Annotated in this window: 12 protein-coding genes; 4 read left to right on the forward strand and 8 right to left on the reverse strand. The window is 63.0% G+C overall.

The features are described 5' to 3' along the window. Positions 1-119: 119 nt before the first annotated feature. Positions 120-1,997 (forward strand): potassium transporter Kup, encoded by a 1,878-nt coding sequence (locus ACQ4WL_RS15440; protein WP_436510536.1) that lies wholly within the window; start codon positions 120-122, stop codon positions 1,995-1,997. 156 nt (positions 1,998-2,153) lie between these two features. Next, positions 2,154-2,615, forward strand: a complete 462-nt coding sequence (locus tag ACQ4WL_RS15445) for an FKBP-type peptidyl-prolyl cis-trans isomerase (RefSeq protein WP_436510537.1) — start codon at positions 2,154-2,156, stop codon at positions 2,613-2,615. 66 nt (positions 2,616-2,681) lie between these two features. Here ACQ4WL_RS15445 and ACQ4WL_RS15450 read toward each other — a convergent pair whose 3' ends face one another. From ACQ4WL_RS15450 to ACQ4WL_RS15460, 3 genes are all read right to left on the reverse strand, one after another. Further along, positions 2,682-3,359, reverse strand: a complete 678-nt coding sequence (locus tag ACQ4WL_RS15450; RefSeq protein ID WP_436510538.1) for a Dph6-related ATP pyrophosphatase — start codon at positions 3,357-3,359, stop codon at positions 2,682-2,684. Beyond that, positions 3,356-3,826, reverse strand: coding sequence for a GNAT family N-acetyltransferase (locus ACQ4WL_RS15455; protein WP_436510539.1), 471 nt, complete (start codon positions 3,824-3,826; stop codon positions 3,356-3,358). Before ACQ4WL_RS15455 ends, ACQ4WL_RS15450 begins: the two co-directional genes overlap by 4 nt. A 129-nt stretch (positions 3,827-3,955) precedes the next feature. Then, entirely contained in the window at positions 3,956-4,381 is a 426-nt protein-coding gene (locus ACQ4WL_RS15460) for an organic hydroperoxide resistance protein (RefSeq protein ID WP_102121401.1), read from the reverse strand. A gap of 284 nt (positions 4,382-4,665) precedes the next feature. Between ACQ4WL_RS15460 and ACQ4WL_RS15465 the strand changes: the two genes are divergently transcribed. Further along, the gene (locus tag ACQ4WL_RS15465; RefSeq protein WP_436510540.1) at positions 4,666-5,931 is read left to right on the forward strand and encodes a histidine kinase; all 1,266 of its coding nucleotides are present in this window, start codon (positions 4,666-4,668) and stop codon (positions 5,929-5,931) included. After that, a complete protein-coding gene (locus tag ACQ4WL_RS15470) occupies positions 5,918-6,700 on the forward strand; it encodes a LytR/AlgR family response regulator transcription factor (protein WP_436510541.1) in 783 nt (260 codons plus the stop codon). Before ACQ4WL_RS15465 ends, ACQ4WL_RS15470 begins: the two co-directional genes overlap by 14 nt. A gap of 73 nt (positions 6,701-6,773) precedes the next feature. Here ACQ4WL_RS15470 and ACQ4WL_RS15475 read toward each other — a convergent pair whose 3' ends face one another. The 5 genes from ACQ4WL_RS15475 to prfA form a co-directional block, all read right to left on the reverse strand. After that, positions 6,774-7,817, reverse strand: coding sequence for a histone deacetylase family protein (locus ACQ4WL_RS15475; RefSeq protein WP_436510542.1), 1,044 nt, complete (start codon positions 7,815-7,817; stop codon positions 6,774-6,776). Between the two features lie 18 nt (positions 7,818-7,835). Then, a complete protein-coding gene (gene gshA, locus ACQ4WL_RS15480; RefSeq protein WP_436510543.1) occupies positions 7,836-9,437 on the reverse strand; it encodes a glutamate--cysteine ligase in 1,602 nt (533 codons plus the stop codon). Between the two features lie 215 nt (positions 9,438-9,652). Next, entirely contained in the window at positions 9,653-10,483 is an 831-nt protein-coding gene (gene prmC / locus ACQ4WL_RS15485) for a peptide chain release factor N(5)-glutamine methyltransferase (RefSeq protein ID WP_436510544.1), read from the reverse strand. Between the two features lie 11 nt (positions 10,484-10,494). Further along, complete coding sequence (locus ACQ4WL_RS15490; RefSeq protein WP_436510545.1) at positions 10,495-10,965, reverse strand: disulfide bond formation protein B; 471 nt, start codon at positions 10,963-10,965, stop codon at positions 10,495-10,497. Positions 10,966-11,119: 154 nt separating this feature from the next. Continuing rightward, a complete protein-coding gene (gene prfA / locus ACQ4WL_RS15495; protein ID WP_071079939.1) occupies positions 11,120-12,196 on the reverse strand; it encodes a peptide chain release factor 1 in 1,077 nt (358 codons plus the stop codon). Positions 12,197-12,242 lie beyond the last annotated feature (46 nt).

Genomic DNA, 12,242 nt, shown 5'->3' on the forward strand with positions numbered 1-12,242 from the left:
AGGCGGAGCGGTACAAAACCACGACTTTGGGGCAGCTGCGGAACCATGCAAAAATACTCTTGCTATTTGCTAATACCTATCATATTGTGCGATGCAACAAAACAGAAACGGGTGCAACCTTGACGTCGGAACATAAAAAAAGCGGCCTTGCCGGCCTGACACTGGCGGCCGTGGGCATCGTCTACGGCGATATCGGCACCAGTCCGCTGTACACCCTGAAGACCGTCTTCGACCCGGCCCACGGCCTGCTGCTCTCGCACGAGAACCTGCTGGGCATCGTCTCGCTGATTTTCTGGGGCCTGACCCTGATCGTTTCGCTCAAGTACGTGACCCTGGTGTTGCGTGCCGACAACCGCGGCGAAGGCGGCATCATGGCCCTGATGGCGCTGGTGCTGTCGTCCGTCAGCCGCCTGTCGCGCTGGCATTTCCCGCTGATGGTGATTGGCGTCTTCGGCGCCACTCTGTTCTATGGCGACAGCGTGATCACGCCGGCCATTTCCGTGCTGTCGGCGATCGAAGGCCTGGAAGTGGCCACGCCCGCCTTCAGTCCGTATGTGGTGCCGCTGACGATCGTGGTGCTGGTGGCGCTGTACTCGGTGCAGTCGCACGGCACGGCCGGCATCGGCCGCTATTTTGCCCCCATCATGGTGCTGTGGTTTGCCGCGCTGGCCGGCATGGGCGTGGTCAACATCATCAAGTCGCCGGCCATCCTGGCCGCACTCAATCCCCTGCACGCGGCGACCTTCCTGATGAATAACGGCTTTGTCGCCTTCGTCGCCTTGGGCGCCGTGGTGCTGGCGCTGACGGGCGCCGAAGCGCTGTACGCCGACATGGGCCACTTCGGCAAGAAGCCGATCCGCCTGGCCTGGTTCCTGATCGCCTTTCCTGCACTGGCGCTGAATTATCTTGGCCAGGGCGGCTTGCTGCTGGCGCATCCGGAAGCCGTCTCGAATCCGTTTTACCAGCAGTTGGGCGCGTGGAGCGTGTATCCGCTGGTGATTTTGTCGACCATGGCCACCGTGATCGCCTCGCAGGCGACCATTTCCGGCACCTTCTCGATGACCAAGCAAGCGATCGCGCTGGGCTTTTTGCCGCGCATGCGCGTGCGCCACACGTCGGAAAGCGAAATTGGGCAGATCTACATTCCCGCCGTGAACTGGCTGCAACTGGCCGTGGTGCTGCTGGCTGTCGTCAGTTTCGGCTCCTCGGAAAACCTGGCTGCCGCCTACGGCATCGCGGTGACGGCCACCATGCTGTCGACCACGATCCTGACCTTCTTCGTGATCCGTTACCGCTGGAAGATGAACCTGGCGCTGTGCTGGGGCGCCACGGGCTTTTTCCTGATCATCGACGTCAACCTGGTGTCGGCGACGGCGCTGAAACTGTTCCATGGCGGCTGGTTCCCGCTGCTGCTGGGTTCGATTTTGTTCATCGTCATGCTGACCTGGAAGCGGGGCCGCCAACTGGTGTTCCAGAACCTGGAAAAGCATGCGATTCCGCTCAACGAATTCCTCTCGTCGCTATTCATCGCGCCGCCGCTGCGCGTGCCCGGCACGGCCATCTTCCTGCGCGGCGAAACGGATGGCGTGCCGCATGCGCTGCTGCATAACTTGTTGCACAATAAAGTGTTGCATGAACGGGTGATCTTCCTGACGGTCTTCATGCATGAAGAGCCGTGGGTGGCGCCTTCCGAGCGCGTGCGCGTGGTGGACCTTGGCCACCAGTGTTACCAGGTCAATGTGCATTACGGCTTCAAGGATGAACCGGACATTCCGGGCGCGCTGGCGCAGTGCGCCGAGCAGGGACTGGATTTCGAGATGATGGAAACGTCGTTCTTCATCGCGCGCCAGACCATCATCTCGACGCCGGGTGCCGGCATGATGCCGTGGCGTGAACACCTGTTCGTCACCATGTCGCGCAATGCACGCACGGCGGCCGACTACTATCAGATTCCGAGCAACCGGGTGATCGAACTGGGTACGCAGGTGGAAATCTAGGTAGGGTAGCTATTGTAGCAACGTTGCATGGCTGCACAATTTTCCGCCGCGCTTACGTCTGCTTACAAATTGGGCAGACGACTCCTGTTAAACTGCAGCCCGTACCGGTCCGCACCGTACGGGCCTCAGTCACACACCAATATTTGAAGGGAAACCATGAAATCGGTATTTCAATTGATCGCCACACTCGCTTGCGCCGTGGCCCTGACCGCTTGCGGCGCTGCTGCCAACACCGAGAAGCCGGTCGTGCTCGACCCGAATACGCAAGTGAAAGAACTGGTCATTACCAATCCGGTGGTCGGCACCGGCACGGAGGCGGCAGCGGGCGATACCCTGGACGTGCTTTACACGGGCTGGCTGTATGACGCAAGCAAGCCGGGCAACAAGGGCAAACAGTTCGATGCGAACCAGGCGGGCGCCAGCTTCCCTTTCCCTCTGGGTATCGGCCAGGTCATCCTGGGCTGGGACCGCGGCCTGGTCGGCATGCAGGTCGGTGGCACGCGCACCCTGGCCATTCCGTATGACCTGGGCTATGGCAAGGCGGGCAAGCCGCCGTCGATTCCCGGCTACGCGGGCTTGCTGTTTGAAGTCAAGCTGATCGGCGTGACGAAAAAATAAGCACGCGCAGGACAGCAGGGACAAGGGCGATTCCACGGAATCGCCCTTTTTGCTTTGGCGGCCTCGTTACGCCACAGGCGGGGCTAGTTCCTGGAAGTAATAGGTGGCGCCGCCCAGCGTGGCCGGCGCGTCATATTGCAGCACCTGCGTGCGGCGCAGTGCCACCGGTGCGCTGAAGGCGGGGCCGTCGTAGACGAAGGTGTGGAATTCGCCGTTTTCGCCGCAGGCGTCGACGCCGGGCGGCAGGTCGGCCAAAAAGGCGGCGTCGAACTCGCGCCCGCAAAATTCGCGTGGCAGGTGCTGGCCATTGATGCAGACGACGATGGCCTTGAAGCCGGCGGCGAGAAATTCGTCGACCAGCGCGCGCCGCGCTTCACCCCACAGGGGCAGGTGGGCCGTCAGGCCGGCCGCGGCGCAGACTTTTTCTTCCCAGTCGCGGTGCGGCTGCAAGTCGATGTCGCCGAAGATCGCGTGGACTATGCCCTCGTCTTTCGCCGCGCGCAGCATGGCGATGAATTGTTCTTCATAGCTGGCCCAGCTGGCGTGATAGCGCTGCAGGCTCGCCCCCAGGCTGGCCGCCTGCGCTTCGAGCAATTCCGGCGGCACGCCGTGCGAGCGCGACTTGCGGCCATCTTCATCCATGGCCGTGATCAGCAGCGGCACGGCCATGCCGGCGTTGCGTGCGCGCCACAGGGCCAGGCAGGAATCCTTGCCGCCGCTCCAGGAAATGAGCGCCGTCGTCATGCTGCCGTCTCCGCCGCGCGCAGCATGTCGATGTGCTGTATGCCGTCTTCGTCGTAAGGGGCGCTGACGGTGACAAAGCCGAACGCCTGGTAGAAGCGCTCCAGGTAGTGCTGCGCGCCGATGCGAATGGCGTGGCCAGGGTGCTGGTGCTTGGCGCGCGCGATGCCTTCCGCCAGCAGCTGCTTGCCGGCGCCCGTGGTGCGCGCTTCGGGCGCCGTCAGCACGCGGCCCAGCGACATTTCCACATACTTTGCACCGGGCGCCAGCACGCGCAGATACGCGGCCAGCTGGCGCTGGCCATCGACCGTTTGCCAGCCCAGCAAATGCATGGCTTGCTGGTCATGGCCATCGAGGTCTGGGTAAATACACTGCTGTTCGATGACGAACACGCGCTGGCGCAAGGCCAGCACCTGGTACAAATCGTGGGGGCCGAGTTCGTCGAACGTGTTCCATTGCCAGGCGATCATGCGTACTCCGGAAAAATCAGGAAAAGAGCGCCATTCTAAATGGTACACGTGAAAAAAAACCGCGCTGCCTTCATGGCAGTGCGGTTTTGATGGCAAAGCGCGATGCGCCGCAGCCTATGTCCGGTGCGCTCAGACGATTGTCAGAGTGACGTCGATGTTGCCGCGCGTGGCGTTCGAGTACGGGCACACGATGTGGGCGGCGGCGACCAGCGCTTCGGCAGCGGCGCGTTCCATGCCGGGCAGCGAAATTGTCAGTTCCACTTCGATGCCGAAGCCCGTGTCGATGGCGCCGATGCCGACCTTGCCTTCGATGGAGAGGTCCGCTGGCAAGGCGATCTTGTCGCGGCCGCCGACGAATTTCATGGCGCCGATGAAGCAGGCCGAGTAGCCGGCGGCGAACAGTTGTTCCGGATTGGTACCGACGGCGCCATTGCCACCCAGTTCTTTTGGCGTGGTCAGCTTGACGTCGAGCACATTGTCGGACGACACGGCACGGCCTTCGCGGCCTCCGGTGGCGGTAGCGACAGCGCGGTACAGGACTTGTTTGATCGACATGATGGTTTCCTTTAGGTTGATATATAGTTGGCTACTAAATAGTGCGCTATTTGTTTCGTGGACTGGTACCCCAGGATGCCCGTCTGAAGAAGCGATGTGCGGCGTCCATGTGCTCAATATATATCGTGCGCTATTTAATTGCAAGCGATTTTATTTTGAATCGACGCACATTTGTGCTTTATTTTCTCGCCTTTGTCGCCGGTATTGCCCTTCCATCGCATAATGGCCACCGTCGCCGGGGGCTATGGTTATGCTGGGCCCACTTCAATACCCAAGGAAAAATCATGACTAGCCTCTTCTTTATCCTGCGCATCACCCTGGCCACGATGCTCACCTACATCATCGCCATGGCGATTCTGGTCGAGAATTTCCTGCGCTATATCTTCGGGCATACGGAAGGCTTCTTTGTCATCGTCGGCGCGCTGCTGGCCAGCGCCGTCATCACGAATGCGTTTTCGCACGTGCGGCGCGTGCGCCTGATCGCCGGCGCCGTCAATGCCGGCACCCTGTCGAGCCGCCAGCGGCGCCAGATCGAGATCCCGTTCGAGGCGGGCGAGGTGTTCGACATGATCGACGCGGCCATCCGCGAACTGCCGGGCAGCGAAGTGGTCGAAAGTGCGCGCGACAGCCTGCAGGTGCAGGCTAGAGTGCGCCGCGCCGCGCCCTACACGCACACGGGTTTGCCCCGCATGCGCCTGCTGGGTTTTCTGGAGCCGCGGCCGAACCAGATTCTCGCCACCGTCACGCCGAATGGCGAAGCGGGCAGCGTGACCCTGATCTGCGAACCGGCGCGCAATGCCTGGACCGACTGGTTCCTCGTCGACCATGGCAGCAACCTGGAAAACGCGGAAGCGGTGACGCGGGCGATGACGCGCCGGGTGGCGCAGCGCCGGCGCGGCGAACAGGCCGAGGCGCGCCAGACGGTGACGGAAAAGGAACTCACGGTGGCCAAACTGAGCCTGCTGCATGCGCAGGTCGAGCCGCATTTCCTGTACAACACCCTGGCCAGCGCGCAGCTGCTCACGCGTAGCGACCCGGCGCGCGCCGACGAGATGCTGGGCAACCTGATTTTGTATCTGCGCCATTCGCTGCCACGCACGGAGCAAGCCATGTCGACCCTGGGCACGGAACTGGAACGGGCGCGCGCCTATCTCGATATCCTGAAAATCCGCATGGGTAACCGCCTGAACTTGCAGATTGAGGTACCGCAATACCTGCGCCAGGCGGAGTTGCCGCCGATGATGCTGCAAACCCTGGTGGAAAACGCCATCAAGCATGGCCTGGAGCCGAAAAGCGGCGGCGGCACTATCTGGATCATGGCGCGCAGCGGCGATGGCACGGTGATCGTCACGGTGGCTGACGACGGCAAAGGCTTCAGTGACGATGGTGCCGGCACAGGCATTGGCCTGCGCAATGTGCGCGAACGCCTGCGCCTGACCTATGGCGCGGCCGCGTCGTTTTCCATCCTCGCCAATTTCCCCGATGGCGTGACGGCCACCATCACGGTGCCCGACAGCACGGCGCAAGGAGTCTCCTATGCATCAGCTTGAAATGACCTGCGTTATCGCCGAAGACGAAACCCTGCTGCGCGATGCGCTGGTGGCCCTGCTGGCCGAAGAGTGGCCCAACTTGCGCATCGTCGCCGCCTGCGACGACGGCGGTACGGCGCTCGACGCCATCGCCACCCTGCGACCCGACCTCGCCTTCCTCGATATCCGCATGCCGGGCTTGACGGGGCTGGAAGTGGCGGCCGGCGCGCTCGATGCGAGCCCCGCCACGCAGGTGGTGTTCGTCACCGCCTACGACCAGTACGCGATCGATGCCTTCGACAAGGGCGCCGTCGATTACTTATTGAAACCCATAGCCCGCGAGCGCCTGCAAGCGACCTTGCAGCGCGTGCAGGCACGGGCCGGCAAGACCCAAGTGGATGACGGTGCGTTGGCCGGCTTGCTGCAGCAATTGGGCAGCGCCTTGCCGGCGGCGGCCAAGTCGCCGCCGCTGGTGTGGCTGACGGCTAGCAGCGGCAAGGATACGCGGCTGATCATGGTGGAAGACATCGTTTATTTTCAGTCCGACACCAAGTACACGGCCGTCATGACGGCGGACGGCGAGGCGCTGCTGCGCAAGCCGATCCGTGAACTGCTCGACGTGCTTGACCCGGCCATTTTCAAGCAGATCCACCGCTCCACCATCGTCAACATGAAGATGGTGGCATCCGTCACGCGCGACGAGGTGGGACGCGGTGTCTTGCGCCTGAAAACGCGGCCGGAAACCCTGGCCGTGAGCCAGCCTTTCATGGCCTTGTTCCGGAATATGTAGAGCCGGGGTCAGACCCCCGTTTGTGTTGGCACTGAGCTTGACGTTAGCGGTGTTGAGGGTCTGACCCCACTAGTTACTCCGCGGTCTCGAAACCTTCGAGGACGTTCACCACATTGATGCCGATTTCCTTCACCGCATAGCCGCCTTCGAGGATGAAGGCGGTGGGCAAATTCAAATGCGCGAGGCGCTCGCCCACGCGCAGGTAGTCCCCGCTTTGCAGGGCGAAGTGCGAGAGGGGATCACCAGCAAAGGTGTCCACACCGAGCGAGACCACCAGCGCGTCGGGCGCGTACATATTGATGCGCAGGCAGGCCGTTTCCAGCGCGGCGAACCAGCTGGCTGTGGACGTGCCGGCCGGCAGCGGCAGGTTGACGTTGTAGCCGAGCCCCGCACCGCTGCCCGTTTCATCGGCATGGCCCAGGTAAAACGGATATTCGCTGCGCGGGTCGGCGTGCAGGGAGGCGAACAGCACGTCGTCGCGCGCATAGAAAATGCTTTGCGTGCCGTTGCCGTGGTGGTAATCGATATCGAGGATGGCGACCTTGCGGGCGCCGTCGTCGAGCAGATGCTGCGCGGCCAGGGCAGCGTTGTTGAGAAAACAGTAGCCGCCAAAGAAATCGCTGCCCGCGTGGTGGCCCGGCGGGCGCGTCAGGGCAAACGTCGCCCGCTCTCCCAGGCGCAGCGCGTGGGCCGCGTTGACGGCGCAGTCGGCGCCCGTCTTGGCCGCCGTCCACGTGCCGGCCGTCAGCGGCGTGCCATTGTCCATCGAATACAGGCCCAGCTTGGCCGTGAAGTCGTCCGGTTCGATGTCGCTGCGCAAAGTGCGCACGGGCCACACGGAGGGCAAGGCATCTTTGCCCGCGTTGTCCGGGTCAAGCGCCAGCCAGTCTTGCCAGGCATGGCGCAGGAAATGCAGGTAGCGCGGCGTGTGGATGCGTTCCAGTGACGTCAGCGGCACGCCATGCGGCGTGACGATGCGGCCCAGGTTGCGCCGTCCCAGTTCGGCCACCACCATGTCGGCCCGCTCGGGCGTCTCGAAGCAGGGCACCATGGTGCCGCGAAACATCTCGAAGCGGCCCCGGTGCTGGCTGTGCAATTCATTGTAGAAGGTCAGCATGGGGCGTTTTACGCAAGGTCAGGTGTGCGAACACAGGGTACTGGCGCGATAGGCTGCGACGAAATCGTCGAAGCTGCCGGCGGGCGCCGCTTCCATGGCGCGCTGCTCGGCCAGCGAGCTGGCGGCCATATCATCGAAATACGCGCTTTGTTCCTTTGTTGCCGGATGCGCGCGGAAATAGGCGGCGTGGCGTTCGCTCTGGCGCAGGCCAAAGGCGGCAAATGAGCCGCCGTTGGCGCGCAGCTCGGCCAATACCTTTGCCGATGGCGTCGCGTCCGGATCGGCCAGCTTGATGGCTTGCGCCGCCAGGCTGTCCGCATGCGCCGTGCCGCCTTGGCGAGAGTCGAGCAAGGCCGCCACGGGGGCGATACGGGCCAGCAATTGCTCGCCCCAGGCCTGCAGGGTGATTTCTGCGCCATCGCGGCGCAGGGTCAGGCCCGGCTTGCGGCCTTCCTTGACGGTGCGGGCGAAATTGTTCGTGTAGCAGGCGCTTTGTTCTGCCGTGATGGGTGCGCTGTCGTCGAGCGCGCAGAACAGCAAAAATGCGTCGAGGAAACGGCCCGTTTCCAGGCTGATGCCGACCGGTTCGAACGGGTCCACATCCATGCAGCGCACTTCGATGTATTGCACGCCGCGCAGGCACAGGGCCTGGATCGGGCGCTCGCCCGTGCGGATCACGCGCTTGGGGCGAATGGTCGAATAGTATTCATTTTCGATCTGCAGCACGTTGGTGGACAATTGAATCCACTCGCCATTCTTCTTGGTGCCCAGCGCCGCATACGGCGGATACGGGTCATTGACGGCGTGCGTGAGCGCGTTGACGTAGTCTTCGAGGCTGTTTTCGTGCGGGCGCAGGCCGGACTGGGCATCGTTCTGGTAACCAAGGTCGCTCATGCGCAAGCTGGTGGCGTACGGCAGGAACAGCGTGTCGTCGGACAAGGTATCGAGCTTGTGCGCGCGGCCGCGCAGGAAGCCGGCGGACAGGGCCGGCGAGGCGCCGAACAGGTACATCAGCAGCCAGCTGTAGCGGCGGAAATTGCGGATCGTCGCCAGATAGCTTTCCGACTGCACGTCTTTCGGCGTGGCCGCTGCGTGGTGCGCGCTGGCGCTGGTGTCCGGATGGCTGGCCAGCACTTGCCACAACTGCTCGTCGAGCGAGTAGTTGTAGTGGATGCCGGCGATGCATTGCATGGCTTTGCCGTAACGCAAGGCCAGCCCGCGCCGGTAGACGTGCTTGAGCATGCCCATGTTCGACGTCCCGTAGTTGGCGATCGCGATGTCCGCTTCGGGCGGCAGCTGGCAGGGCATTGACTGGCTCCACAGCAATTCGTCGCCGAGGCGGTTGTAGGCGTGGCGGTGCACGGTATCGAGCTTGTCCAGCGTGACGGCGATGTCGCTTTCAGCCGGCGTGATGAATTCGAGCAGCGCTTCGGCGTAGTCGGTGGTGATTTCAGGGTGCGTCAGCGCCGAGCCCAGGGCGGCGGGGTGGGGCGTGGAAGCGAGATGGCCGGCATGGTCGACGCGCAGGGTTTCACGCTCGATGCCGCGCAAGCCGCCCAGCAGCGCGCGGTTGGCATCTTCGGTCAGCAATGCCAGGCGGCGAGTCAACAGGTTGGGCAATTTGAGCTTCCTTTCTTGTGCAGCATATAAATAATTTGTGCTGAGATTAACCGAATTTTGGCAAATGCGTCGGCGCCGGCCCAAAAAACGCCGCGTCGCCAGCGTCCGCCCCGGGGAACGGGGACGGCGCTTCGGTCAGGAATTCGCTTGATATTTTAACAAACTGCGGGGGGATCTGGCGCGCGCCGGGTCAAGCTTTGCGCAGCTTGTCGTGCTTAGCCGAGGCGGGCGCCGCTGACGCGCTCGATGCCGGCCAGGTCGCGCCAGCTTTGCACTTTGCTGTAGTTGGCGTCGGCCAGCAAGTCGCGCACGGATGCCGCCTGGTCATAGCCGTGTTCCATCAGCAGCCAGGCACCTGATGCCAGGTGGCGCGCGGCGCCGGAGACGATGGTGCGCAGGGCCGACAGGCCATCGGCGTGGTCGGTCAGCGCACCGGTCGGCTCGAAGCGCAAATCGCCTTCGGCCAGGTGGCGGTCGCCGCTGGCGATGTAGGGGGGATTGGAGACGATCAGGTCGAATTTTTCCGTGCCCAGCGCTTCGAACCAGTCGCTGGCCATGAAGGTGATGTTGACGCCGTTGGCGCTGGCGTTGCGGCGCGCCACGGCCAGGGCCGCGCTGCTGACATCCAGGGCCGTGACGACGGCGTCGGGCCGCGTGTACGCCAGCGCGACGGCGATGGCGCCGCTGCCCGTACCCATGTCGAGCACTCTTCCGCCGGGCGGCAGGCGCTCGAGCGCCAGTTCCACCAGCACTTCCGTGTCGGGGCGGGGAATCAGCACGGCGTCGTTGACTTCGAACGGCAGGCCGAAAAATTCGCGTTGGCCGACGATATAGGCGATCGGCTCGCCTTGCAGGCGGCGCGCCAGCAAGGCTGACAAACGCTCGGCTTCTTCGTTAGTGAGCACACGCTCCGATTGTGTGATCAGCGAGACGCGCGACAGGCCCAGCGCGTGGCCCAGCAGGATGCGGTTGTCGAGCGGGTCGAGCAGCGGACGGATTTGCAGGGCGCCGACAGTGCTGCCGGCGGGGATCAGTGTTTCTGGCATGGTGCTTTCAATTATTTCTGACGGCGCAGCAAGGTCCACAGCAGGCCGACGCTAAAAATGGCGAACCAGATGAACGCCCATTGCGGAATGGACAGGCCGAAAAACGGCTCGCCGGCGTTTTCGCAGGCGCCATATGATTCAAACATGAACGGCATGAGTTCGGCCGTGAAAATCTTGTTCAGCGCCGTTTCCACCGGGTCGATGCCGCACGAGAAGCCGGGGTGCGCCAATACGTATAAATGCTTGGCGCCCACGCCCAGGCCGCCCAAGGCCGCCAAGACACCGATGGCGGCGCCGATTTTCGGCCGCTTGGCCGCCGCGCCAGCCAGGCAAGCGATGCCGATGGCGAGGAACAGGTAGCGCTGGATCACGCACAGCGGGCATGGCGCCATGTTCATGGCATGCTGCAAATACATGGCCACGCCCAGCATCAGGAAACACAGGGCGGCGATCAACAGGAGGACGGTGCGTGAATTTTTCATGGGCGACACGGTGAGGTGGATGGAATCGAGCTGGTCATTTTCGCACAAGGCCGGATTTTTATTGCTTAGCCGCTACTTAAACCCCGGGGTCAGACCCCCGCTTGCGCCGACGCCTGATCCGCCGTCAGCGGTGGAGAGGGTCTGACCCCAGCCGTTAGTCACCTAGCGCTGCCAGCAACTCTGCCTGATGTTCCGCCGCCAGCGCATTCGTCAAGTCCGTCAAATCCCCATCCATGATGAAGTCCAGCTTATACAAGGTTAGATTGATGCGGTGGTCCGTCAGGCGGCCTTGCGGGAAGTTATAGGTGCGGATGCGCTCGCTGCGGTCGCCCGAGCCGATCAGGCTCTTGCGCGTGGCCGCTTCCTTCGACTGTTGTTCGCGCAATTGCACGTCCTTGATGCGCGCGGCCAGCACTTTCATCGCTTGCGCCTTGTTCTTGTGCTGGCTGCGGTCGTCCTGGCATTCCACCACGATGCCGGTCGGCAAGTGAGTAATGCGCACGGCCGAATCCGTCTTGTTGATGTGCTGTCCGCCCGCGCCCGAGGCGCGGTAGGTGTCGATGCGCAGGTCAGCCGGGTTGATGTTGACGTCTTCCACTTCGTCCGCTTCCGGCATCACGGCTACCGTGCAGGCAGACGTGTGGATACGGCCTTGCGTTTCCGTGGCCGGCACGCGCTGCACGCGGTGGCCGCCGGACTCGAATTTCAGCTTCGAATACGCGCCGTTGCCGACCACGCGCACGATCACTTCGCGGTAGCCGCCCAGGTCGGAGTCGGACGACGACACCAGCTCCACCTGCCAGCGGTTGCGCTCGGCAAAGCGCGAGTACATGCGCAGCAGGTCGCCGGCGAACAGGGCCGATTCATCGCCGCCCGTGCCGGCGCGAATTTCCAGGAAGATATTGCGCTCGTCATTGACATCCTTCGGCAGCAGCATGGTTTGCAATTCGCGTTCCAGGCGCGCCATGGTGGCTTTCGCCGCCTCGATCTCTTCCTGGGCGAATTCCTTCATGTCCGGGTCGCCCAGCATCTCTTGCGCCGTGGCGATATCGTTGCCCGCTTCCTGGTAGGAATGGTACAGCGCCACCAGCGGGCCCAGTTCGGCGTGCTCGCGCGTCATCTTGCGGTAGCTGTCCATGTTCGACGTGGCGTCCGGGTGCATCAACAGTTCGTCGAGTTCGACCAGGCGGTTCGCCAGTTGATCGAGTTTGCCCAGCATGGATGGTTTCATAGCGATTCGCGGTAAAAGAGTGTAGGGAGGGTGCGGGTCCGGCAGG

Origin of the sequence: Janthinobacterium kochi (assembly GCF_051380715.1) — a bacterium.
Classification (GTDB): Bacteria; Pseudomonadota; Gammaproteobacteria; order Burkholderiales; family Burkholderiaceae_D; genus Janthinobacterium.

Bases quoted from the DNA above. Each gene is read 5' to 3' on its own strand.
- ACQ4WL_RS15475 (WP_436510542.1), bottom strand. From the start codon at position 7,817: ATGCTGACCTTCTACAATGAATTGCACAGCCAGCACCGGGGCCGCTTC.
- ACQ4WL_RS15450 (WP_436510538.1), bottom strand. From the start codon at position 3,359: ATGACGACGGCGCTCATTTCCTGGAGCGGCGGCAAGGATTCCTGCCTG.
- ACQ4WL_RS15465 (WP_436510540.1), top strand. From the start codon at position 4,666: ATGACTAGCCTCTTCTTTATCCTGCGCATCACCCTGGCCACGATGCTC.
- prmC (WP_436510544.1), bottom strand. From the start codon at position 10,483: ATGCCAGAAACACTGATCCCCGCCGGCAGCACTGTCGGCGCCCTGCAA.
- ACQ4WL_RS15445 (WP_436510537.1), top strand. From the start codon at position 2,154: ATGAAATCGGTATTTCAATTGATCGCCACACTCGCTTGCGCCGTGGCC.
- prfA (WP_071079939.1), bottom strand. From the start codon at position 12,196: ATGAAACCATCCATGCTGGGCAAACTCGATCAACTGGCGAACCGCCTG.
- ACQ4WL_RS15455 (WP_436510539.1), bottom strand. From the start codon at position 3,826: ATGATCGCCTGGCAATGGAACACGTTCGACGAACTCGGCCCCCACGAT.
- ACQ4WL_RS15460 (WP_102121401.1), bottom strand. From the start codon at position 4,381: ATGTCGATCAAACAAGTCCTGTACCGCGCTGTCGCTACCGCCACCGGA.
- ACQ4WL_RS15470 (WP_436510541.1), top strand. From the start codon at position 5,918: ATGCATCAGCTTGAAATGACCTGCGTTATCGCCGAAGACGAAACCCTG.
- ACQ4WL_RS15490 (WP_436510545.1), bottom strand. From the start codon at position 10,965: ATGAAAAATTCACGCACCGTCCTCCTGTTGATCGCCGCCCTGTGTTTC.